Genomic DNA, 25,744 nt, shown 5'->3' on the forward strand with positions numbered 1-25,744 from the left:
CGGAAAAGGAACGGACAGGGTGAAAGATATACGGCGGCACCCTTCACTTACCCTCTATATCAAGAGCAATCCTCGTCCAATCCAATCCGGCCTGAAAACATCAATTCATCTTGAAATGAAACAAAAAAATCTAATTACATCCCAACATTTACAGCGGGCTGGTCACTCCATTCGTCAACCGTTACAGTGAATGTGATAGGCCCTAAGATCGGTTCGCCGGGATCTACACCCGGATCGGGATCTACCGGTTCATCCGGATCCGGATCAGGATCCCCCTTGCCGGCTCCTCCTCCGTTGTCACAGAAGTTCAGCGTATAGGTGTATTTCTTGCCCGGTTCCCAATTCGTATCAATGCTCACTGCGGAGAATGCATATTTTCCATCCTTGTTATCCGTATCTGTCGGTTGTGGATACAATAATATTTCATTGCCGCCATCCACGCTGTAAATACGGCAAAGTACGGACAAGTAAGCTCCGGTTTGAGAAGCAGTGCCATCCCATGCCGTCAACTGTTGCGGCAAAAGCATGAAATTGTCATCCCCGAACATGATGGATTGGGCATTATCCGTCAGTGTTACAGGTTGCTCTCCCTTGATATAATAAGCTGTCGCGTGGCCTCCATCTGCTCCTGACCAACCAGCCCATTGAGATTGTGCTAAAACATATGCTGATGTAGTTTCTGCTTCCGGGAATGTGAAGTCCGCCTTTGTCGCCGCATTCACCATCCGGACCCCTAAAATCTCAATTTTGATCTTTTCATTGGAACATTTAGCCTGTACTTCGATCTGAGAAAGGGCATGCTTGAAATTCAACGGCACTCCCGATCCTTCATTAGCGGCTTTGGTTCCCGTATTGTAAGCGATGACAAGGTCGTTTTGCGCTGAGACATCCTGCGCGGGAGAAAAGTCGGATATTTTCTTTTCCGTACCGCTTATCCCTACTGTACCACCGGGAGTTTGGGGCGCATATGCGAAAAAGGCGAGCTCATAACCCGGCCAATAATAAGTGGAAGCGGTTGTCCAGGTAGCCCCATTATCCGAGGATGTAACGCCCAGACCCGTGAAATAATTGCTGCTATTACCAATGGCTGTCACATTGAACGCATTCAGATTGCTCAAGCTTGTTACCGCCTTGGTACGCGCCTTATCCAAAGACGCGCGGAAAGAAATACCTCCTCCTTTGTTCACGTCAACAACATCGTCGTTGGTACACGAGGCTAAGGCTACAGCAGCCATAGCCGAAAATAAAAAATACTTTTTCATAAAAAATTAAAAAGGTTTAATGAATAAAATTTCGAAGATTCTATATCAATAAATACACATTTTACATCACATTATAACATCCACGTCTATATTCTGCCATTCATCGACCGAAGGGTGGAATCCTCCACCATTTACGATCGGCTTCGGCAGGGAGAGACCATCCAATAAGATGTAGACATCCCGCGGATCGGCCGCTTCGTCAACCTGTTTGCTGACGTCAAAGGTGTAATAATTCTTGCTGCCGTCAGCCATGATAGCGTAAATCACCAGCTTGTGCGCCGGTTCTCCCATCCCCACTTGGCCGAAAGCCAGAAATTCCGCCGTTAGCGTGGAGATCCCGTCGGAAACCACCTCGAATGGAACGGTCGCCGGATCCGGCGTAAGTTCGTTCCGACCGACCCGAAATCCTCCCGACAGGCCCGATAAGGATCCGGAAAGACCCTCCGGAGAAAGATACTTCAGGTTAGACACGTTCCGGATCTCCACCCGGTAACGGCACACCGAAAGTTCCGGATAAAGGGTTACCGTCTGCTCTTCCTTGGATATTTCAATGGCCAGATCGTCCAGGCGATCGCTGTATAGCCGGTCCGGAGACCTGGCAATGCGTTCGTCCCACGTGCCTTCTGCCCGGGGAACCGAGGTTGATGAACCTACTGCCAGAGCGCCGTCCGGAGCGTAAGCCTCAAAGCTGTCAAAGAGGTCTATGTTGCGGTAAAGAACGGACTCCGTGTCCGAATTGACACACAAGGCCCTATAACGGCCTGCCGGTACGTTAATATATCCTCCCCGGTAATCCGTGAATTCGTAGGCCTGCGCCTTGCCGCCATCCAAAGGGAACAGGTACAGGCGCATGGTCTCCGGTTTGGCATCGGGTGCGTGCACCCAGTCGAAAACCACGTGCAGCCCGGCTGTATGGGAATGGTCATCACACAGTTCCTTATGCTCGCATGAACTGAATACCAGAACCGCTAAAATGAGGAACGCTTGCAGGATATAAGTCATCTTGTTCATTGTTTACCTCCTTTCTCCTGATTGTAATTGCCCCGGCCCAATAACCATACCAGCGAGATCTCCGCTTTGGTCGGGCCCACCCACTGCCGTGTCCTCGTTTTCTCCCAAACGTAGCAGGCATCAACCGGAACATACTCGTAACATGTTCCGCCCAAATATCCCAGGCCCAGTGAGAAATCAAGGTTCAGCCTTCTGGCCACGGGCAGGGAATAGCCATATTCAAAACCGACACCGTAATGGGCCTTATCCCACAATGTCCCTCCGGGACGGCCACCCATATAACCGCGCCCCCCGAATTCGAAATCATAGGTTAACAGCTGGCCGTAAACACCGACGTGGTGGCCGGTCAGTGGTTTATCGGATGCACGCTGACCGAAATATTTGCGCAGGCCGACTTCCCCGCCGTACACCCGCCAGTAACGGTGGCGCCTGTCATTTTTCCACCAGCCGTACATCCAGTTGCCCCCCAGTGTCCATCCCTTGCCAAGAGCGAACTCCACGCCGATGTTCGGCACAAGCAGGGCGTCATAGACAAGGTTCGTCTTGAGCCCCATGTAGAACGGTTTGGAAGGTCCGGCAACAGGGACGGGGAGTTGGACCGTATCACGAAAAACAATCACCCTCTCAACCGTATCACGAACAATTACCGTATCAGCCGGTTGGCCTTCCGTTGCTCCCACCGGGGGGGCTAGCTCTTTTTCCATCCCAACAGGAGCAAATTCGCATTCGACCACCGAAGTGTTGCGGAGCTCGGGGAAAAAATGTGCATGCATGTATCGCCATGCCTGTCCGCCCCTTAAATTCATCAACTGCCGTTTGCGGGAATCCACGACAACACCGTTACGGGTCACCCATACAGGGGTATTGCGAAGGATACGCAACACTTCCTCCCGACAGGGCATATCCGATTCCTCGACAAGAGAGGTTAAGCCCTCCCAATCCTCCCCCAAAGAGACGGTTGTAAATACCGAATCCGGCAAGAAAAGACGCTCCTGAAGAATGGAACGGAAAGAGGCGAGCCGTTTATCTGACAGACGTCGGTTAAAGGTCAAGCCCCCTTCGGGAGAGGCACCGGAATGCAGACTCAAACGGCACAGCACGGCTGTTGCTTGCCGGGCATGAATCCCTGCCACAAAGGCATCCAGGCGCGAACCGTTCTCCCCATAGGAAAGATCCACAACGGAACTGCCCACAGGAAAGCAGATACGGCAACGCAACGTATCACTTCCGTAAACTGCCGCATCCATCTTCCAGATAGAGCAGGACAAAAAACAGAAAAATAAAAAAAATCTCATATTTATTTTAATTATTTATTATAATCAAAGAGAAGCTGATAAGACAGGAAAAAAGAGATAAAAAGTTTAATTTGTAAAATGTTTTCATGGAATACTACGGCTTAATAATTATTTATGATTTGTGTCAAAAATTACAGCGCAAAGAAAAATAATTAAAGTCAGACATATATTGTCATTTCGGCTCTATTATTTACCATTTACACTCAAGATTACTCCTTTTTATCTATATATCCAAAGCAAACTAAACTGATTCCAATTGACAACGAAAGATATCGGCTGGGGATTGTTCTTTGGCGTCTGTTAGATCACTGTTTCGTTTCCTGTTGTTTTAATATTTGTTTGACTGAATGCATGCAGCAATTGCAAGACAACGCTATGAAATACTGTTATTGGTTGATGCGGGGAAAAGTAGAGGAAGAAACCTAAGATAAACTGGAAACCAAATTCAACCGACAGAGGGATAACGGCTTTATCCGGAACCGGACCGATTCTATGATCGATTTTGAGTACTGTAGCAGGAAATAGGGGGAGTGTTGGAACGTGCAAGGCTGACCAATGAACAGGCGAGCGGTTGAAAAAGGAAGTCGGTAGGTGCGCCATGGACAGGAAAAGCTGAAGTAATGAACCATATTCCCCGTTTCGGCTGATTTAGTTAGGCGACAACACTATTCGTCCACGTCTTTTGAGATACTTTATGGCTAATCTACATCTCAAAACGCACAAGTATTGAGGAGCTCTCCTTAATAATACGAAAATTGCCCAACGATGCCGCATCGGAGGATGAGACATTGACATTGCTTTGTGCAAAAGGGAAAATGATACTGCGCTTTTCTTTCACAATGCATCTCACATGTCCTAATTTATTGACCAATGCCTCTATTAGCTAAAGCGCTTTCAGGTACGCCGCCTTTAATGCTTCGATCTTCCCTTTTGGGTGGTACATCGACATAGCTTTGTTTTTATCACCTATGCACATGATGTTGATCCCTTTCGTGTCTATCAGCTTGAGTACTTCATCTATCTGATTGAAATCTGTCAGTGTAATGTCAAACTCTTAGCCACTAAAAAGTCTTGCTTCAGTCACCGCCAAAAGTCACCGCATTCTTGTGTCTGGATGGTATCCTTCGGGATCCCCTTCGTTTAGCGTTTGTATCAAACCTTGTTCAATTCGGCTCAATGCTACTTTGGTACAATATTTTTCCGATTTAGATTTCCCGCCAAACTCTCTTCCGGAATATTCTCGAATCTCAATGAGATAATGGATTTTGTTCGGTACGATTTCCACTTCGGATGTTTTCAGCTACTTAAATCTAATGTTCATTTGATTCCTGAACCTGCGCAGTAAACCCCATAAACAAGACGATTGCCTATAAAGATAATTGTATTTTCATAATAGAATCGGATTTAGTTTCATACGAACCCGATGAAAATACAAGCCTCTGACAATTTGATGAATAATGAAACTTTTTGTGACTATAAAAGATAAAAGACAGAACATCTAAACAAAATCTTACTCTGACTATCAAGCATAAAGTCAAAAATTTATTTTGTGCATCAGAGAAACTACGATTCAGACCTAACTAAAAAACTTTTTCATAAGTAGCATTACATAACATATAAAAAACAGACATATAAAGCAGAAAAAGTACGGATAACACAGTCGGAAATCTCATTGAACAATCCGAATCGATTCATCATATAAACAGGATCTGAAAACTCTCCTAAAATCAGTTCTCTGTACGTCTATTTATTTGTTCTCTCCATTCTTTAGGAGGACATCCCAGATATCTTTTACAATATCTGGAAAAATGAGCTAAAGAAGCAAAGTCGAATTCATCGGCAATGCTCCCTAACGACAAATCTGTAACCGAGAGTCTATATTTAATTTCTCCTAACAATTGCATCTTCATCCATTTGCTCGGTGTTTCCCCGAATTCCGCAATGAATTGCCTTTTAAAAGCAGGAAGAGAGAGCCCACACAACGATGCTAGTTCCTTTACGGTACTGCATTCTTTGTAATTGTTCAGAACCTTATTTCTTAAATCCTGGGATCGACCGATAATTGTGTAGAAAAAGTTTGCCTGTTCCTCCCTAGAATAATAAAAACGAATGTTCCAAAACAGTTCTTTGAGCTTAGTCTCATGAAAGTGTATACAGTTTGCTCCGTCTTCCAGATAACAAACCAAAAGTTCAAGAAATTTTCGTAACTCGTCCTTTATTACAAGAGATTCCATGTGATATTTGATAATTTTTTTTAAATGGAACAGATCTGAAAAAGAAGCTTTTTGGCAGGGCGATATACCTCCTTCAAATAGGGCGACAACAACTTCACTTTCTTCCGACGAATACATGTTGAAGAGGCTATCACGGCTCCAAAAGAACATTTTCCCCTCTGAAACTGTGAACTCAAATTCGTTATACAAGAACTGCAGATTTCCTTTCAGAACAAACAAAATACAATCTTTTATCAGTCGCTCTTCATAGTTTATTCCTTTATCAAATTTATAGTAGCGAAATCCTTCCTCTATAAAATTTGAATAATTATAACAGGACGTATGTTCATTCAAATAAAAAAGAGACATAGCATATTTTTATTTATAAAATATTATTATTTATATCTTATTGTATAATTAATATCTATTTCTATTCCGCATTAAATCATAGAATAAAACGTATGCCAAAACGTTACGCAAAGATTAATAGAGTGTAATACATTTGTAATCAGATAATTATTATCTAACAACAACAGAGTTGCATGTGGAATAGAACAACACATATGTGGAATAATTCCACATATAAAAAGGAATATTTCCTACAGAGACATTATACTTTTTTAAATATACAATTTGTATTTTCCCGGATTATACGCCCTTAGTCAAAAGACTATGAACTCTCCAAAAGAGAGTTTCAGTTCATTATGTACTCTTGCTTCAGACGAAAGCGTATAGTTGCTACCGGGGACTTGCTGGCAATAGCATTGTAGAAATAGCTCAGGGCTGGTTCTCGCTCCACCTACTTGTGTAAGCATAAGCCAGTACCCTAAAATAATCGTGTATATTGTTTGTCGTTACAGACGTGACACGAGTCTTCCGACCCGTTGCCTCCTCCTCTCTGACTATTGAAGGAACGGTAATACTGCGGTATATAAGGTGTAAAGATAAAAAGAGAGGATAACCACCTTGTAAAGAAGCGACACTATCCTGTGGTACCTCTGTGCTGGCCATGGAACGGATCAATAGATCCCAGTAAGCACGTATTTCAGGAGTAAAAAATATGTTTGCGGAAATACGCCCCCGATCCAAATCATCCTCACAAGAAGAAAAGTAAATATTACTGATGACGAGCAGTGAAAAACAGGCACGAGACAAAACTTTTCCACCAGCTATCCCTAAACGAAATGTTCTCATAATATTAATAAAATAGCAAATTATTTTGCAAATAAAAGCAATTTGTAATAAAAACCAATTATCATTTTAGTTCTATCATTTACCATTTATTTCCTTTTTTCCTTTTATAAAATAGAAGTAAAAAAACAGTGAAATATAGAATAAAAAATAGCCTTTTTAAGCCCCATAAGTGAAAATTTACTCCTAATATATCAAAAAGTTGTAGGTGAATGAAATCTCTCATTCGCCATCTAACTTCTTTGGCTAATTCATAAAAGAGAGAGGCTAACTAGGGAAAAGAAAACTTTTTCTGTGTACTTGAGTGAAATTGGCCTCCTGATGGTTAATTTTAAACCAATTGAAACCGGAAAAGCTTGTCTTTGTTATACGTAAAACGTATATTTGCATTGAAAATATCGTTCTTTGAATGATGCAAAAGAGAACTAAATATAGCTATTCGCTCGTTTCTAAAACGTTACCTATCATCCGTAGAACAAGTAATAACTATCTATATTTCAACTAGATAGAAAATATGTTATGTTTTACTGTGTACGAGGTAACAATAGAAATTACACCAGCAACCTCCGCTAACAATTTTAAGTTCCGATTGAAACTAGCCAAAGCGGCGTTGTATGCCTTATAACCCTCCTCACCTGTCTTCATACTATCTATAAATGGATACAAATACGCAGAAGAACTCAATGCTATACTCGCCAGACTTTTCGACATCGGGATCGCTGCACATGGCACCTCGATCCGCATCTGCGTACCCGTTTTCTGACGCTTGTAATCCAAGATTCCCTCCTTGAAATTACTCGCTCTTAAATGAGCTAAATCGACAAATGCCATCCCTCCATATAAGAACATCAGACAAAGGGCCAATTGTGCCTGATACAGCTTCGGATCATCCACTCGTACTGTCATCAAACGATACATCTCCTCTTGCGACAACGCTTTTTTCCGTTTGCTCTCCACACCCGTGAAGACTTTCTTGAACAGGGCAGGAATGTAATCAGCCTCACCGCTTTCTACCGCTTGATTATAGACACAACGGATACGCCGCATATACGTCGAAACCGTATTCCAAGCACATCCATTTTCCAATAAATACGCCTGATATCGCCTTAAATTCTCCTTATTAATATAAGAATAAGGAATCTCGCTTAATCCGCAAAAACGATTGAACGAATTCAACGCATCCTGATAACTCTTGGCCGATGAATAATGCCCTTCGCTTCTCAACCGGGCTATATATGCCCGCATACCCTCCTTAAAACATTTCTTTCTCATACATTCTTATCTCAAAGTACATCTATAAAAAATAGACAAAGATATCAGCTTGTTTATTTTTGGCACATCTCCGCTTGTATATTCCTTTTAAAAGTTATACCTTTAGGATGCGAAAAATAGAAACCGAAAAAACAATGCGAAAAGAAGAAAGATATAAAGGCGTATTAAACTGGTTTAAGGAAAACGTACCGGTAGCCGAGACTGAACTACATTATGACAATCCATATCAATTATTGATAGCGGTAATCCTATCCGCACAATGCACGGATAAGCGAGTGAATATGATCACTCCTGCCCTGTTCGAGGCTTTCCCTACTCCCGAGGTAATGGCAGCTAGCACACCAGAAGTCGTCTTTGAATACATACGAAGCGTATCTTACCCGAACAATAAGGCTAAACATCTGGTAGGTATGGCGAAGATGCTGATAGAGGACTTCAAAGGCGTGGTTCCCTCCGATATTGACGAGCTACAGAAACTTCCGGGTGTAGGAAGAAAAACTGCGAACGTAATCGCATCCGTTGTATATGACAAGCCAGCCATGGCGGTAGATACGCACGTATTCCGTGTCTCCAACCGGATCGGCTTGACCAATAATAGCAAGACACCCTTGGAAACGGAAAAGGAGCTAGTGAAGAACATTCCGGAAGAACTGATCCCCATCGCCCATCACTGGTTGATATTACATGGAAGATATGTTTGCCTCGCCCGGAAACCGAAATGTGAGGAATGCGGATTAAAGCCTTGGTGTAAATACTTCCTAAAGCAAACATGAGGATCGGCAAGAAAGACATAATGGCATTCATTGTCTTGTTTTTGGCTACGATCGTTTGCGTGAGGTACTTTTACAAGAATATGAGCGACGAGCAATTTGTCGCCACGGTAGATCCCTATAGCTTGGTCATCCCGACCCCCACAGCAATTTTTGCTATCAATCGTCCTCCTGTATTCGAGAAGATGATATTACCCATGGAGAATATACGCAAGGCGTTCTCGGATCATACGCCCGCTATTTTCCTCTCTTTAATACAGCAAAATCCGGATTTATCGTCTTTCTTGATCGCTTATTATCCACAAGGGGATATCTTGTACGCCCCTATGGATAGTCATACGGCAGAGCGTATTTTCAAGCAACTGGACGCTTCTTTCACTTTTCCTGCCCAGCAACGAGAGGAAGCTTCCGTTCCTGTTAGATACTATCCGGATGTTGATAAGCATTTTCTAGGTTGTTACTACCACGAGGGTATATTCGTGGTGTCCTACAATCGAAAATTATTGGTAGAGACAGCGAAAAAGCAACAGATGTACCCCGCACAGATCATTCCGGAATTAGCTGATCTAATTAGTAAAAAAGGCAAGAGTGGCGCGATGAATCTCTTCATCCAAAGCGCCTCTTTAGATTTACAGGTTCAAATGAATGACTCGACGGAGTGGAAAATGAAAAATCAATGGTTGGCAATGGATTTATTCTATAATGAAGGAAGCCTTTGCTGCTTCAATGAGCAGCCCTATGAAGAAACCTTGGAGAACTTTTACCCCAACTTATGCGATACGATAACTACTCGGATCAATCGGCTATTCCCACAAATAAAAACCACGGCACAAGTCAGTCATGACGAGGCCGTGGTCTATTTTACGGTTTGCGGGAATTAAGCTTCAGTCCCTTCTTTCTTGAATGCTGACACAAACATATCTTTTACGAATAAATATCCGATACATCCGAATAAAGCGAGGAAGACAAAACCGACCAAGATAAGTGCCTTCTTAGGAGAAGATGCTTTCAAAGGTACGGTAGCCGGCTCGATTACGGTATACACCGGAGTTTCTTCCTGTACACGCAATTTATCTTGCTCCAACTTCTGCGCCAACGTATTGTAAACATTAAACGTAAGGGTCATCTCATTCTTCAAACGTTCCTGCTCCGTACGGTAGCTGGAAGAGATAATATTACGGTTGGCATCCTCGAAAGCAGCGTACGCACGTTGCGCTTTATAATAAGCGTCACGTGACTCGCCAAATACCTTCTGGGTAAATTCCAAATCTTGCTTTACTTTCTGCGTACGATAATTCGTAATATAATTCTGGAGGTTTTCCAAAACGACCTTTGTCATCTGAGCGGAAATAACCGGGTCCTGCATCTGTACGGAAGCCGTGATAACCAAGGTCTTCTTGTCCACGGAAACAGAAACCCGCTCCTGCAAGGCCTTCACCACCTCTTCTTGATCCTTTGTCAAATGGTAAGGATTCAAGCCCTCAGACTCTTCCTCGTCACCGGAGATTAAACTCATTACCGCACCCAACGCCTTGAATGGAGCGGAGACAATATATCCCCACCAAGCCTTACGTTGATGTTCACTCATATAATCATACAATGTAGTGCTTAACTCCTTTTCCTTATCGGTAACCTCTACCGGAAACAATTCCAACAGAAACGGGGTACTCTGCACCACATCCGGATACAAATCCGGAGAGATCGCGTCCGCACCGGCAGCGGCATTCAGATTAATCCCAGCCATAGCAGCCAAACCGCCAAGACTAGATTTTTTTGCCGCATCCTGTGTCTCTGGTGCCAATTTCACCGTAGTTGTATATTCCTTGGGAATACTGAAAGCTACAATCAAACCTACTACCACCGCAATACCACAGCCTTTCAATAAGAACTTACGCTCTTTCCACAGTTTTTGCGCCAGTTCGATTAAATCGATCTCCTGCTCCTCAGGTAACTCTTGTCTTTTTATCTCGTTTATCGTATCCATGCCTGATTAGTTTTTAATCATGTTAACAATAGAGGTAATCATCGCGGCCATAGAGGTAGCGGAGCTACTGATACTCATGATCTCAGCCAAGCTTCGGCGCTCACGTTGCGTCTTCGTCGGAACTACGATCTCACAGCCCGGCTCCACTTTCGGATAACGCTTGAAAAAGATAGCGGTACGCTTCGTCGTAGCGACCTTACCATTCATATATATTACGATCGGATACTTACGTGCGATATCATTATAACCACCGGCTTGAGACAAGCAATCCGTAACTGACATACCTTTCGTGTAAGTCACGCTGTTCGGATAAGTCACGGCTCCACTCATCTTCACCGTACTTTGCAACTGCGGAATATAAAGTTCATCACCATCACGAAGCACGACATCATCGATACTGCCCGGATTTGCCAACGCTTTCTCTAAATCAATACCTACGGAATAGTCCTTCACATTCATCAACGCTACACCGATGGAATCCCGGCTTTGCTTATTCGCCTCACTTAAAGCCAGAAGGGTCTCCATGCGTTTCAATTCATCTTCTGTCAACTGACGTTTCAAGCTGGCACCTTTTACATAAGCCTCTGGGGTAACGCCTCCCGCTTTCGCGACAATGTCACTCAAACGTGCGTTCTTCGTAGCCAATACATAGCTACCGGCAAAAGTGATCTCGCCGTTCACCTTCACGACCTGTTGCTCATGATACCCCGGGGAGAAACGAACATAAACTTCATCGAACGGCTCCAGCGTAAAGATCGTATCTCCCGCATTCAACTTGAAGTCCTCACTCAACGAGAAGTTATATACATCAGCGATCCGGTTGACATTCTGATTGGAACTAGGATCCTTCACACGACGGGCTACCTCTACATTAATAGAAGAAGCGGACTCTCTTAAGCCACCGGCCATCATGATAGCGTCCTCTATTGTCAAATTATGACGATACGGAAGCACCGTATCCGGATAATTCACGGCTCCGCCAACCTTGATCGTATAAGGTTCGCGCAAATCGAATAGGGAAGGAATGCTTAATTGGTCTTCCGCTTGCAACTCCACATCTGGAGCGGTACCGTTCAAGATACCACGAATATCCACGGCGATCATCGTAGTCGTGAAATCCGGATTCAAACGGGTAATCAAGGCACGGCCGGCGAACTCGTCTCCTTTAAGACCTGCGGCCTGTTTTACCAATTGCTTTACCGTACGAACCGACGGACTTAACTCATATTCTCCCGGACGCCATACTGCTCCCGTCACGATCAAACGATTCTCATAAAAAGGAATAACGGAATCTACCAGCAAAGAATCGCCATCCTGCATCACGAAAGAAGCGAACTTATCTTCCGAAACCGTAGAGATCTGGTAACGACTATCTGATTTACGCTTCACTTGTACGTCCTTCGTATAAGCGTCGCCGGTAAATCCGCCGGCCATATCCAGCAATTGCTTCAAGGTCTCACCCTTGCGCAACTCGAAAATACGATTACGTTTCACCTTACCTCGAACCACCGCTAACTGGTCGTACGGGCCTACCATAATCATATCGTTCTCTTCCAAACGAACATTCGTTGTGTACTTTCCGTTCAATAAATAATCATATACGTCGAGATTAGCGATTTCCTTGCTATTGCGATATACCTTGATGCTACGCAAAGAACCGATCTTATTCACACCACCGGCGGCATACAACGCATTAAATAATGTGGCGAATGAAGGTAATGTATACGTACCGGGAGCGACTACCTCGCCGACAATATTCACCTTCATGCTACGAATCTGGCTCAAACTGACGGAAACAAAGGTATTCCCCTCTCCCGAACCAGACAGCGTAGACATAATCTGGCTCAACTCCTGACGCAGACGAGTCTCAGCGCCAGCGATCGTCAATCCACTGACCGACACCGGACCTAAATTTGGTACAAGGATCGTACCATCCGGAGAGATCTTTAATTTCAAGTTTAGCTCGGAATCTCCCCATACATTAATCAATAACTCATCACCAGCGGAAAGCACATAATCCTTAGGTGTAGGGATGTTTAAATCTGGGGCAAAAGATAAGTTCTTGTTTGAGAAGATTTCATGCCCGAATACAGTATTCTCCATGGCTGAAGCAGGAAGATTATTTCTACGTTGGGCTTCTAAGGATTGTCCTTCATCGATTACCGGCATTACCCGGTCGCTAACCTTCGCATCGGTAGCGGTAGCTTGAGATCCGACTGATCCCCCTTCTTGTTTCATACGCTTGGCTAATTCCTGCTGGATCTGCGTATCCGACATTCCAGCGGCTTTCGCCTTGTCAATCAAGTCTTGCGGAACCTGTGCATACACAGATCCCGACAGCAATAAGCAACATACGCATAGTACGTTCTTAAACGATAAATTCATACAGTCTATTATTGTTTTTTATTATATACCACTCCTGCTATAAGCGACTAACTTAAAAAAGCAGCTATTCTCTAGATTTTCAGCTGGCAAAGATAAAGAATCTTTTCAATATATGACTTAAAAAGTCACCGTTAATCCATCATATGAGTAATGTACATGCGGAGGCAACTCTTTTTCAATGACCGCATGCAACCCTATGCGATGACTCATATGGATTAAATAGGCCTCCTTGGGCTGGATACGGGATATATTCGCTAAGGCTTCCTCCAGACTCTCATGCGATTGATGCTCTCCTTTCCGAAGGGCATCAATAACCAATACATCAAGGTTTTCCAACTTAGCGTACTCTTCTTCCGGAAGATATTTAAGGTCGGTCAAGTAAGCCATATTGCCGATACGGAAACCTAAGATCGGCAGCTTAGCGTGCATTACACGGATCGGAGTGATCATGACACCGGCGGCCTCAAACGGTTTCGTCCCGATCGTATGCAAAACCAAATTAGGCACTCCCGGATATTTATGCTCCCGGAAGACATAAGGGATGCGAGTCTTTATCGCCTCCACGACATTGTCTTCCGCATAAATATCCACATCTTTATACCGGCCAAAAGGACGTAGATCATCTAAGCCACCTACATGATCGTAGTGCTCATGAGTTACTAAAACGGCGTCAAAATAGTAAATCTTATTGGTTATCATTTGCCAACGGAAGTCCGGACCACAATCGATCAATATCCGTTTCCCTTCCGTCTCTACCAAGATCGAAGCCCGTAGACGCCAATCACGGGGGTCTTTACTAGTACATACCTCACATTGGCAACCTATCTCAGGATTGCCCGTAGACGTTCCTGTTCCTAAAAAAACGATTTTCATTATCCGACATATTTAACCTCAGGCATAAGCTCTATACCGAAACGATCTTTTACGGCGGTACGAATGCTCTCCGCGACCAACGCGATCTCATGCCCCCGGGCATCTCCTAAATTCACTAATACCAACGCTTGTTTCTCGTAAACACCTACCGGCCCATGGTTTTTACCCTTAAACCCACATTGCTCGATCAACCAACCGGCCGGAACCTTGATCTTTCCTTCCGAAGCGGGATAAGACGGGATTTCCGGGAATTGCTTTTTCAATTTCTCAAAATGCTCTGCCGTAATTATCGGGTTCATAAAGAAACTGCCTGCGTTGCCTAATACTTCCGGATCGGGAAGCTTCTGCCTGCGAATTGTTATGACAGCCTCACGGATCGTTTCCAAAGTAACTTCCGGATATTTCGTCAACTCCTCCTTTAAGTTCCCATAATTAACCGAAAAGCTAGGGTTCTTGGATAGTCGAAGCGTAATATAAGTTATGATGTGGGGGTCATGATGCTCATTCTTGAAATAACTATTACGATATCCATATTCACAATCCGTATTCGTAAAAGTCCGTTTCTCGAATGTCAACTGGTTATAAGCCTCCACGCTCTCGATCACATCCTTGATCTCCATGCCATAAGCCCCGATGTTCTGGATAGCGGCAGCGCCCGCCTCACCGGGTATTAAAGAAAGATTCTCTATACCTCCCCAACCTTTCGATACGGCGTATGCCACGACATCATCCCAGATCTCCGCAGCCCCGACACGAAGCGATACATACTCGTCCGTTTCCGCCGAGATAGAAATCCCCTTGATTCGGGAATGGATGATAATGCCATTATAATCGTTGATGAACAATAGATTGCTCCCGCCTCCTATATGCAAGGATAAACATTCCTGAAAGTATTCATCATGTAAGATTCGTTGCAGCTCCTCCTCCGTCTCATACTCCATGAACCAACGTGTCTTTACCGGGAGATGGAACGTATTGTGTTTCTCCAACGAATAATTCTGCTCTATTCTCATCGTCTATTTTATTTTTAGGGCAAAAGTAGTCATAAATAACTCATCCGCAAATTATGTAGTTCCGGATTTTTTCAGTAGATTTGTATATAGAGTTGATCGTATGGATGAGAACACGTCCGGCCTATCCGGTGAAATACAGAAGATGATCCTCGACAAGTTAAACACGTTCAATCGAGGAAAAACGTCAGACAAAGGGCGGTACTACATTCTTTTGCCTACCTCAAAGACCTTATATTATACGCTTTGGTTCTTTACGCCTTCGGCCACTTATCATCCGACGGTCTATTTGGCGAATCTCGACTTGAATGCCATCAGCTCGGTGAATAAGGCGATTAAGATGGTAAGCAACTCCTTTCTACCTTTATTTATAACGACAGATATCAAAGACTCTCCCGATAATGGAGACGATATTATTTCTTTCGGTAAATACAGAGGATACCATTTGCATGACATCTATACGATCGATCCCCGATACGTCGTTTGGATAGCCGATAAATATGAGCCTCACGTAAAAAGCGAGATGCGTTTTAAAGAGTTAGCGGTGACCTACAGTAAAATCTATCTCGACCTACAGACCCGTAAGAAATACAAAATGCCTGTAAGCCGCTTTGTAGGAACACCGGGAGAAAAATTGAGCGATTTAAAGTTAACAATCACAAAAGTCCGCATTGAAGACGATTCTTACAAGACACAGATTATCCGTGGTACCGAATATTTCTATGTAGATCAATTGCTCACGGCCGTGGACATCGCCGGAAATTACTTCTTATTGAGGATAAAAGCGAAAGATCGTAGTCTTACCACGCAAACGTTGCCACCGGGCGCTCATGCTTTCCAAGTAGGAGAAAAATTGACTTTGACTTCCGCTAAGGTCTTAAAACATATAGAATCCCGTACTATCAAGTACACACGAATCGGGTATATCAAGATTCAATAAATGTTTCGAAATTCGCAAACGGACACATTATTAACATTTTTTGTTCTTAAAAATGTAACAAACATCTGTAGGCCTTGTTTAATAAGAAACTCAAATGCAAATGTATCTTTGCAAAACGTAACTATAAAACCAGCTTCAAAGTGTACATTTGTAGTGTTTAACAATTTAAAAAATTTGCATTTATGAACAAAGCAGAACTTATAGAGGCTTTAGCAGACAAGACCGGGTTACAAAAGCAAGAAGCAAAGAAAGTATTGGATGCTTACATCGAGATCGTAACTGAGCGTATGTCTGAAAATGAGGAAATCGTACTTGTCGGATTTGGAACACTGATCCCAAGACCGCAAACACAGCGTCTTGCCAGAAATCCTAAAACAGGTACTCCAGTAATGATCCCCGCTCGTACGACCGTAAAATTCAAACCGGGTAAATTCCTCCTTGAGGCGATGAATGCCCACCTGAAATAATAAAGTAACCGAAAACGTAGTAAAAATATCCCCGGTAAGGGGATAAAAAATCATAAGTATGAAATCTTTCATTTATAAGTATGAATGAAAAATTTCATACTTATGATTTTTAGTGTTCGGAAATGATTACTTTTGGGCTCAAAAAAAAGACTCATGAGAATCGTCAATCTTGGAGACACAAATTCCATATTAAACAAGTTTGTTGCAGAACTTAGAGATGTAGACATACAAAAAGACAGCCTTCGTTTCCGTCGTAATGTTGAGCGTATCGGAGAAATCATGGCTTACGAGATCAGTAAGGAATTTCATTACAGTACGAAAGACATCCAGTCCCCGCTAGGTATAGCCCCGATGAATACGCCGGACGATCAAATCGTGATTAGTACGATCTTGCGTGCCGGGCTTCCATTCCACCAAGGTTTCCTTCGGTATCTGGATAATGCGGAGAACGCTTTCGTATCCGCTTACCGCAAATATAAAGACCGTTTGAATTTTGATATTCATATCGAATATATCGCCTCTCCTCGCTTAACAGGTAAAACCTTGATCATATCCGACCCGATGTTGGCCACCGGAAGCTCTATGGAATTGGCGTATGAGGCCCTGCTGACCAAAGGAGTACCCGGCCATGTACACGTAGCCTCCATCATCTCAAGCAAACAAGCCTTGGAATACTTGCAGAAGAAAATGCCGGATGACAAGACTACAATCTGGATCGCCGCATTAGATAATGACCTCGACGATCATTCTTATATCGTTCCCGGATTAGGCGATGCAGGAGATTTAGCGTTCGGCGAGAAGGAATAGGGATGCGTAAACCAAAACGTACTGCCTTTGCCCAACTCGGAATTTACACCGATCCGACCACCTAGCCTATTTACGATGGTCTCGCAAATAGATAGCCCCAAGCCCGTACCTTGTTTAAACGTATTTCCTTTATAGAAACGATCAAAGATATGGGCTTGTATCTCTTGGCTCATGCCATCCCCCGTATCAGTCACGGAGAATTTTATCTCATCACCTATGATCTCGTAAGCTAAGGTGATACAACCTTCGCTCGTATACTTGATCGCGTTGTTAAGGAAATTGGATATTACCTGCGTCAGCCGCATACGATCGCTATAGATTTGGCATTCCGGTGAATCTTGGGGAGCGATCAGAGCTACGTTATCGGGCATCTTGATACGGAATGAGGTCACGATCTCATTGATCACCTCTTTTACGTTCATATCGGTGAACTTGAAATCCATCGTACCGGATTCAATTTTTGCCAAGTCTAGAATATCACTGATCAATTGAAGCAACATCCGATTATTGCTATCGATGATTTCCACAAACTCATGCCTCTCCTCGGGATCATCCGTTTCCGCCAATAATTGAGAAAAACCGACAATGGCATTTAATGGCGTACGAATCTCATGACTCATATTCGCTAGGAAGGCAGACTTCAAACGATCCAGTTCTTCCGCCCTTTCCCTTTTCAATTGAGAGTCCTTTAACTCCGTGATATCGTAATTAATACAGATCATCTCCGGTTTATTCGGGTCTACGCTTTGAGGGTTAAGGGTGATATTGGCGCAAATCCATTTCCATCCGTCACCAGACTTCACACGCACTTCCCTACGGAAATGATGCGCTTTACCCTGTTTCACCTCCTCAAAGAATGAGTTTATATATCCAGCGTCGTTCGGATGAATATAAGAATAAATCCCAATAATTTGGGACAAGGGGGTTCCATCCTTCTCTCCCATATTCTCATACCATTGCTTAATGGCATAGCCCTCAAAGGTATATAAGTCATAAAGGGCATAACCGACTTTAGCGTATACGCTGACCAAGGTAAATACATTCTCAAACTCAGAAATACGGTTATAGGCGATCATCTTTTCCGTATTATCCAAATTAATAAGTAAATAGCTGGAAGGTTCACCTCTTTGGTCATATAAAATACTGGCCTTGGTAACGATATCCATCTCGCCTACTTTCGAGGTGTTATAATAATCATCGACCTTCTTAAACGAATAATTCAGCCGGAAATTCACGGATTTATTCTCCTTGAGTTTCTTGATCACATCTTTAGGCATAATCGGGTTGCTAAAAATATTGACTCCTAAAACGTCCTTCTTTGACCGGATACCGAATATCTCCATATCCTTTGCGTTCAGGTCAATCAAGTAACCGTCCCTGTCATAAAGCTCGACTCCCACAGGTAAATTTACATACAGCTTTCGGAAAATCATCTCATTATGATCGATCATCTTACTAATCTTTTCCTCTTTCAGTTTGAAATTAGGTAAAATCTGTAATATGCCCAACGCTTTTACGCACACTCCATTATTCAACTTACGCTCACATAATCTGGAGCGTACCCATTTTTCCCCAGTCGGTGTTATTATCGGAAATATCTGCTCATACGTATCGACAGATTGGATCGATAAAAAATCCGTAGTAATCAGATCCCTAAAGTCTTCCCGGATTATATAGTAAAATTCAAAAAAAGAGAGATTATTCCCCTTCTTCCCAAATATACTCATTAAATAATCGGAACAGATATAACTTCTTTGAACAAAATCGGCTTCCCACAAGCCAACTTCCGCTCTATCTAATAACAATTTACATTGATCCAATTGAGTCTGTATATCCTCCATAAAAATATCCCTTCCGATAAAATTACACTATGATTTCACAAAGATATAATTTAAATAGTATAAATCCCCTATAATAAAAAAGAGATTGTCTCGAATCACTCAAGACAATCTCTTTATATATTCAAAGCCTGATATAAATTATTTCAATTCCTTGATACGAATATTGCGGAATTTGACAGGGGAACCATGTCCTAAGAAACCTATATGACCTTTTTTGTTAAACAAACCCGGATGCTCCTTTCCATCCGGCGTACCATTCTTCACGGCATCCCGAATATTTCCATCCAAGATTACGACTCCATTCACCGTCACACGGATATGATCGCCATCCGCCATGATCTCTTCCGTATTCCATTCTCCAACCGGCTTGAACGCTTTCGGATGATCCTCACGGGCGGGAATGATACCGTATACGGAACCATGATGTTGCAGCGGAGTGATGTTTCCTTGGTAAATAGGATGTTCACAATCCAAGACCTGCACTTCCATACCTACATATGCTGCGTCTCCTTCCATCGGCGTACGGATACCGACACCGTTATTAGCTCCCGGGGTTAACTGGAAATCAAAACGATAGATAAAGTTTCCGTATTCCTTCTTGGTGTACAGATTACCTCCGAAGCTACTGCTTGGAACCATAGAGATACAGCCGTCTTCCAAGATATAATCAACCGTATTTCCAGTCCATTCATGCATATTCGTTCCGTCAAACAAAACCTTGAAACCCTCTTTTTCCTCTTCAGGAGACAATTGGAACGGTTCTTGTTTCTCTAATTCCTTCACGTAGATATTACGGTAATAAACCTTGCTACCATGCGCTTGCATCTCGATTTGCTCTACCGGGAAAATCGGAAGCTTGCGATCCCAATAGTTTTCCAGAATCACGTTATCTACCACTTTTTCTCCGTTCAAGACAACCGTCACACGGTCGCCAACCATCTTAATATAGAAGGAATTCCATTCACCTAGTTTATTATCGGCCACTTTCGAAGGCTTGCTCTCATTTACCTGATTGTTATACAAGCCTCCGGAACCTACTTGCGCACCAACATTTACCCGAGAAGTATCCCAGATCTGGACTTGAGGAGTACCACGCAGATAAATACCGGCATCAGCCTCAGGTCCTTTAGGATCCAACATCCAATCAACATACATCTCGAAATCACCATATTGCTTTTCAGTACATAGGTTATCGTACCCAGTACCGTCAAATACTAACAGGCCATTCTCCACTTTCCAGTCACGACGCATATTCTCATCCGCCTTCTCCTGCGCTTTCGCCAATTGAGCCGGTTTCATTTTCGCACGGGCGATCGGATTCTCAACCAAACCTTTCCAACCCGTTAAATCCTTACCATTAAAGATAGAGACAAATCCAACCTCGTCCGGCATCGCATCTAAATGTTGCTTCAAGGCATCGATATCATAACGAGCGTCTTCCCCGTCAAACATGGTCAAAACACGTTTCAAGATTGCCTTCACATTGTCACCCTTATATTCCGGATGGTTACGAGCGATATTCCAAACCGCATAAACAGCCGCAGAACGAACAGCCGCATCGCTTGAATCCAAGAATTCCGACGCATACATCAATGCCAAGAAGGTATCCGCCCGTTGGATCTGACGTAAAATAAGAGCCTTTTGCTCACTCGTCCGGGCGATCTCCATGACTTTCCGCAAGCTCAACAAACGATTCTCTCTCGTAAATGCCGGATTAGATACCAACTGCACATAACGCTTTAACGCCCTGTCGAATACTTGATCGGAAGAGGCTGATTGGCAAACCTTAAATAGTTCATCGGCAGCCTCAATACCCTTCCATGCCAACAAAGCGTCAAGAGCCGCATCCTTGGCCGCTCCATTCCCTTTATTCAATCCTTCCACGATCGTAGCCAAAGCCTCTTTCTCACCAGTCGCTGATAAGACCTTATAATAAAGATATCTCTTGCTATCTCCCGCTTGTACCATACGGCGATTCACGTTAGATACTTGAGTTGCCGCCGGTTGTTTAGAGATAGCGGCAATGACCGCATCCTGAAGCGGGGCGATAGCGGAAGCCTCCGCCGTCTCCAACATTCCACACAATAAAGTGAAATCTTTCTCAGACACTACATCTTTCAATGCGGTATAAGCGGCTTTCTTCACCTCCGGAGAGCCGGATTTAATCTGATCCAGTACCGTATTCAGATTCGCATCGGCCATACGTATCGCCAACAGCTCCAGACCAGCGATTTTCCCGGCATCGGAAGCAGACGGGATCACTTTAGCGACCGCTTGATCAATATCGCCGTTAAATGCCATCAAAGCATCTTGACCCAATAATATCACTTGCTTGTCATTGCTCTTCAACAAATCCGCCAGCACAGGAATGACACTCTTATCACCGATTTTAACCAAGGCCCAAACAGCGGCCTGTTGCACATAGAAATCCTTATCTTTCAATTGGTCCAAAAGAACTTGTCTCGCTGGTAGATCAAAACGAAGTTCCAGATTCTTGATCATGTCATGTTTAGACGGGCATTTGCTTTCACGGCCTATCCAGTTCAAGATATCCACCTTGACTTCCGGCTTCGCCTTTAACATGTGTTTCATGACCTCGATATAAACATTTTGATCAGCGAAACCCGATGCGAAGTTCAAAGCCGCATTACGGTATCCCTTATCCGTATCTTTCAAAGCCGATAATAAATTCTTCGTAGCGGCTTCTGGCTTAGCGGCTAATAGAATCTGAAGAGCGGCCTCACGGGTCTGTGTCATGCCCGCTTTCGTAGACTTCTTCAATAAATCATTCGCTGCTTTCTCCGCGTCTTTGGTATCGCCTTGCTCAAGGACACGTTTTATCAAAGCGATATATGCCTCATTCGCCCCGGTCTTTTCCATTTTATAACCGGCTTTCTCCGCAGCGGCGGCTAAATCGCCTAGAGAAGCTTTAGAACCTACACGACTCAACGCATAAAGAACCTCTTTCTGCATATTCTCATCGCTGGAACCAAGCATCACTTTCAATACATTTTCCGCATCAGCGATTTGCACGTCAGCGATCGCACGGATAATATCCTTTTGCGTCTTCGGAGTACCGGAACGACGCATCAAGGAAGCCACCAAAACCTTCTTAGCGTTATCGGTACGGATTGCGGATAACGCACGGGCAGCAGGACCGCTTAGGCTCTCATCGTTCAAATAGCTAGCCAGCGTATCCACACACTCATCTTTTCCCAGTAATTGAAGCTGCCGGATAATAAAAGCCTTTGTCTCCCGGTCGCTCACCTTATCCAAGGCTTTCAAATATGCGTTGGCTGTTGCTAGACGGGCATTTTCCTCACCTTTCGCCATCACGTAGTGAGTCAATCCGCTTAACGCATAATCCACGTTCGAGTTACTGCCTTTTCCCGGAGCGTTAATCTTGTTAATCAACATCAAGACCCCTTCCTCGCCAGTGGAGCTTAGGTCATTAATTAATTTGTTATATTCAGCTTGTTGCTCCGCCGGCATCTGTGCCAATACATCGGCAACGATCGTCTTCGATGTACGATTAGCTGGGCTTTGAGCCATTAACATGCTACCGCACAACAATAAGCTGGCAATTGATATATATACTTTTTTCATATGTGTATGTGTTTAAATATTCCAAGGCGCTCTCATCGGCTGATCCAACAAACGATTAGCGGCCTCATCATTAATAAATTCCAGTTTTACGGGATCAACGTGAAGCGTACGATTCAAACGAAGGGCTACGGCACCCATGTTCACGATCGTAGCGGAACGGAAGCCATTACGCTCATTCAAGGCAAAAGGCTGACGAGTCTTTACGCACTCGATAAAGTCGGTAACCTGTGGCTCAGGTTCGGGATAATCGGATAACTTTTTCTCCCAATCCGGGATATCACATACGAAATTCTTATAAACATTCCCGTTCGGTCCGGAAATATAAGGTGTGTTCGGATCCCCGTAATCACCTCCCCAAAGTACGATCTGGCAACCATCCTCATAGGTATACGTAATCGAACGCCAAGTACCCACGGCGTCCGGATGTTGTTGCGGAGCATCCACCTCTACCTTAACCGGGCTGGTATTATCTTTTCCTAAAAAATATTGTACAGGGTCAATATAATGCTGTCCCATATCCCCTAAACCACCGCCGTCATAATCCCAGTATCCACGGAATGTCTGATGCACACGATGCGGGTTATAAGGTTTGTAAGGAGCCGGCCCCAACCAGAAATCATAATCCAGCTCACTAGGCACCGATTGCGGTTCCAGATATTCTTTACCAACCCAATAGAACTTCCAGTCGAAACCGGTATGCTTGCTGATCGTTACCTTTAGCGGCCAGCCCAACATACCACTTTGAACCAGTTTCTTCAAAGGTTTCACGGGAGTGCCCAGTCCATAGAACGGATCAGCGAAACGGAACCAAGTGTTCAAGCGGAACATACGCCCGTATTGCTTCACGGCTTCCATTACCCGTTTACCCTCCCCGATCGTACGGGTCATAGGCTTCTCGCACCAAATATCTTTTCCTGCTTTAGCGGCCTCGACAGACATGATACCATGCCAATGAGGAGGCGTAGCTATATGAACGATATCTACATTGGGATCTAGAATCAAATCACGAAAATCATGGTATGCGGCAATCTTATCCTTTACCAACTGTTTACCTAGCTCCAGATGATTCTTATCGACGTCACACACGGCGACAAGACGAGTCCCGGCATAGTCCACATGTCCACGGCCCATACCACCTGTACCGATAATTCCTTTTGTCAATTGATCACTTGGAGCGATGAATCCATTACCCAACACGTGGCGCGGTACAATCGTAAATGCCGCGATTCCTCCAAGAGTCTTCAGGAAGTCTCTTCTGTTTGTCTTCATAGTACGAATTTAAAATTTAGATAGAATAGATTAACTTGAGTGACAAAAATAATCATAATACTCGAAGAGACAAGAAAAATGTATATAAAAAAGAAAAGGATGCCTTTAGCAAAGACATCCTTCCCTAGTATTTTATGAAAATTTATTACAAAGCGAATTGCGGTTGACGGTGAATCCATTGCCCACGGGTGAAATCCGGGAAGTCTACCAAAGCACCGCCACGAGCGATTGACATCTCTGACAAGCCGGAGATAGCGCTCCAAGCGGCAGCGTCATAGCAATCCATTGGAGCCGGTTTCTTATTACGGATAGCGTCGATCAAGTCGTACATCATGATATAGTCCATACCACCATGTCCGGCCTCAGCCGCCTCAGCGGAATGCTGTGCCCATAATTTATGGTCATATTGCTTGAACCATTCCTCCGAATCATCCCAACGGTGAGGTTTGGATTTACCCTGTACATATACATGATCGCCATCATTCATCCATAAACCCTCAGTTCCCTGAACACGGAAACCTAATGAATAAGGGCGAGGAGAATTGGTATCATGGGTTACGATGATCGTTTGTCCATTAGAACACTTAATCATAGAAGTCACGATATCTCCCAAATTGAAGTTGACCTTCGCCAACGGATGATTCTCACCCCCATTATCCACGATAAACTTATGCAATCCACGAGATTGAGTAGCCATAGCGGATAAAGAAAGGAAGCGGTTACCACGATTGATATCCATACAATGAGCTACCGGTCCGATACCATGAGTCGGATAGATATCGCCATTACGATGTACGGAATGGTTCGTACGCCATTGAGCCTCGGCGAAAGCCGTCGGGCCCATACGAAGATCACCACTGCCCGGTACATAGTTGTAATGAGTTCCATCATTGAATTTCACCTCACGCAAGTCATGCTCATAACCACAAGTACCATGCAATATCTCGCCGAACAAACCTTGGCGAACCATATTCAACGCAGCCATACAGTCACGACGATAACATACGTTCTCCATGATATTCAAATGGCTTCCGGTTGCTTCCGAAACATTTACCAAATCCCAGCACTCCTCGATCGTATTAGCGGCGGAAACCTCCACGCCTACATAAGGAACACCAGCCTTCATAGCGGCGACAGACATCGGAACGTGCCATTCCCAAGGACTAGCGATAATCACGCAATCAAATTCCTCGTTGTTCAACATTTTCTCAAATTCACGCTCACCTCCCTTATAAACCTTCGGAGCGGGCACATTAAATTTAGCGATATGTTTCAAGGTTCTATCGATCGGGCCCTGTTGGATATCGCAAATCGCTACGATCTTATTACCGGGGATCGCCAATACATTATTAATATGCTCATGGCATCTAGAACCCGTTCCGATGAAACCGAAACGTAATTTACCATCATCTTTACCAGCTGTTTTTTTCTTTTGGGGTTCAGCGGCAGTTGTTGTAGCTCCGGCGTTTCCGGCCATTGCCAAGCCTGCGGCACCAATACCAGCGGCAGATACTTTCTTAAGGAATGAACGACGAGTGTTTTCCATAT

General features: G+C 43.9%; 19 protein-coding genes. 5 read left to right on the plus strand and 14 right to left on the minus strand.

Translation table 11 applies throughout. The annotated features are described in order from the left end of the window. Window positions 1-134: 134 nt before the first annotated feature. The 6 genes from ACYIA1_RS20750 to ACYIA1_RS20775 form a co-directional block, all read right to left on the minus strand. Window positions 135-1,262, minus strand: a complete 1,128-nt coding sequence (locus tag ACYIA1_RS20750) for a fimbrillin family protein (RefSeq protein WP_046452331.1) — start codon at window positions 1,260-1,262, stop codon at window positions 135-137. A gap of 66 nt (window positions 1,263-1,328) precedes the next feature. Next, window positions 1,329-2,273, minus strand: a complete 945-nt coding sequence (locus tag ACYIA1_RS20755; RefSeq protein WP_046452332.1) for a DUF5119 domain-containing protein — start codon at window positions 2,271-2,273, stop codon at window positions 1,329-1,331. Then, window positions 2,270-3,568, minus strand: a complete 1,299-nt coding sequence (locus tag ACYIA1_RS20760; protein ID WP_373188497.1) for a DUF3575 domain-containing protein — start codon at window positions 3,566-3,568, stop codon at window positions 2,270-2,272. The genes ACYIA1_RS20755 and ACYIA1_RS20760 overlap by 4 nt, the downstream gene beginning before the upstream one ends. 1,727 nt (window positions 3,569-5,295) lie before the next feature. After that, a complete protein-coding gene (locus ACYIA1_RS20765; RefSeq protein WP_046452333.1) occupies window positions 5,296-6,150 on the minus strand; it encodes a helix-turn-helix domain-containing protein in 855 nt (284 codons plus the stop codon). Window positions 6,151-6,558: 408 nt separating this feature from the next. Continuing rightward, complete coding sequence (locus ACYIA1_RS20770) at window positions 6,559-6,975, minus strand: hypothetical protein (protein ID WP_074908884.1); 417 nt, start codon at window positions 6,973-6,975, stop codon at window positions 6,559-6,561. A 498-nt stretch (window positions 6,976-7,473) separates the two neighbouring features. Further along, window positions 7,474-8,244 (minus strand): tyrosine-type recombinase/integrase, encoded by a 771-nt coding sequence (locus ACYIA1_RS20775; protein WP_480336347.1) that lies wholly within the window; start codon window positions 8,242-8,244, stop codon window positions 7,474-7,476. A 134-nt stretch (window positions 8,245-8,378) separates the two neighbouring features. On the opposite strand from ACYIA1_RS20775, the gene nth reads away from it, so the two are divergent. After that, on the plus strand, window positions 8,379-9,017 hold the full coding sequence (nth, locus tag ACYIA1_RS20780; protein ID WP_048927319.1) for an endonuclease III: 639 nt from the start codon (window positions 8,379-8,381) through the stop codon (window positions 9,015-9,017). 20 nt (window positions 9,018-9,037) lie between these two features. Then, window positions 9,038-9,895 carry a hypothetical protein gene (locus ACYIA1_RS20785; protein WP_229040535.1) on the plus strand — a complete coding sequence of 286 codons (858 nt, stop codon included), beginning with the start codon at window positions 9,038-9,040 and terminating at the stop codon, window positions 9,893-9,895. On the opposite strand, the gene ACYIA1_RS20790 is transcribed toward ACYIA1_RS20785, so the two are convergent. The 4 genes from ACYIA1_RS20790 to murB form a co-directional block, all read right to left on the minus strand. After that, window positions 9,892-10,998, minus strand: coding sequence for a Wzz/FepE/Etk N-terminal domain-containing protein (locus ACYIA1_RS20790; protein WP_048927321.1), 1,107 nt, complete (start codon window positions 10,996-10,998; stop codon window positions 9,892-9,894). The genes ACYIA1_RS20785 and ACYIA1_RS20790 overlap by 4 nt on opposite strands. A 6-nt stretch (window positions 10,999-11,004) precedes the next feature. Further along, window positions 11,005-13,383: an SLBB domain-containing protein gene (locus ACYIA1_RS20795; protein WP_048927322.1), complete on the minus strand. Its 2,379-nt coding sequence runs from the start codon at window positions 13,381-13,383 to the stop codon at window positions 11,005-11,007. A 117-nt stretch (window positions 13,384-13,500) separates the two neighbouring features. Continuing rightward, window positions 13,501-14,256 carry an MBL fold metallo-hydrolase gene (locus ACYIA1_RS20800; RefSeq protein WP_005862219.1) on the minus strand — a complete coding sequence of 252 codons (756 nt, stop codon included), beginning with the start codon at window positions 14,254-14,256 and terminating at the stop codon, window positions 13,501-13,503. Then, window positions 14,256-15,269 (minus strand): UDP-N-acetylmuramate dehydrogenase, encoded by a 1,014-nt coding sequence (gene murB / locus ACYIA1_RS20805; RefSeq protein WP_008772127.1) that lies wholly within the window; start codon window positions 15,267-15,269, stop codon window positions 14,256-14,258. Before murB ends, ACYIA1_RS20800 begins: the two co-directional genes overlap by 1 nt. Window positions 15,270-15,369: 100 nt before the next feature. On the opposite strand from murB, the gene ACYIA1_RS20810 reads away from it, so the two are divergent. From ACYIA1_RS20810 to upp, 3 genes are all read left to right on the plus strand, one after another. After that, the gene (locus ACYIA1_RS20810) at window positions 15,370-16,206 is read left to right on the plus strand and encodes a hypothetical protein (protein ID WP_022192159.1); all 837 of its coding nucleotides are present in this window, start codon (window positions 15,370-15,372) and stop codon (window positions 16,204-16,206) included. Window positions 16,207-16,388: 182 nt separating this feature from the next. Then, window positions 16,389-16,673, plus strand: coding sequence for an HU family DNA-binding protein (locus tag ACYIA1_RS20815; protein WP_005856836.1), 285 nt, complete (start codon window positions 16,389-16,391; stop codon window positions 16,671-16,673). A gap of 153 nt (window positions 16,674-16,826) precedes the next feature. Then, window positions 16,827-17,480 carry a uracil phosphoribosyltransferase gene (gene upp, locus ACYIA1_RS20820; RefSeq protein WP_008780579.1) on the plus strand — a complete coding sequence of 218 codons (654 nt, stop codon included), beginning with the start codon at window positions 16,827-16,829 and terminating at the stop codon, window positions 17,478-17,480. On the opposite strand, the gene ACYIA1_RS20825 is transcribed toward upp, so the two are convergent. From ACYIA1_RS20825 to ACYIA1_RS20840, 4 genes are all read right to left on the minus strand, one after another. Further along, window positions 17,423-19,321, minus strand: a complete 1,899-nt coding sequence (locus ACYIA1_RS20825; protein WP_480336348.1) for a PAS domain-containing sensor histidine kinase — start codon at window positions 19,319-19,321, stop codon at window positions 17,423-17,425. The genes upp and ACYIA1_RS20825 overlap by 58 nt on opposite strands. A gap of 138 nt (window positions 19,322-19,459) precedes the next feature. Then, window positions 19,460-22,927 carry a DUF1080 domain-containing protein gene (locus ACYIA1_RS20830; protein WP_250788094.1) on the minus strand — a complete coding sequence of 1,156 codons (3,468 nt, stop codon included), beginning with the start codon at window positions 22,925-22,927 and terminating at the stop codon, window positions 19,460-19,462. A 12-nt stretch (window positions 22,928-22,939) separates the two neighbouring features. After that, entirely contained in the window at window positions 22,940-24,196 is a 1,257-nt protein-coding gene (locus tag ACYIA1_RS20835) for a Gfo/Idh/MocA family oxidoreductase (RefSeq protein WP_250788093.1), read from the minus strand. A 145-nt stretch (window positions 24,197-24,341) separates the two neighbouring features. Further along, window positions 24,342-25,742: a Gfo/Idh/MocA family protein gene (locus ACYIA1_RS20840; RefSeq protein ID WP_480336349.1), complete on the minus strand. Its 1,401-nt coding sequence runs from the start codon at window positions 25,740-25,742 to the stop codon at window positions 24,342-24,344. Between the last annotated feature and the right edge of the window lie 2 nt (window positions 25,743-25,744).

Source organism: Parabacteroides sp. KHUB-02, assembly GCF_056640955.1.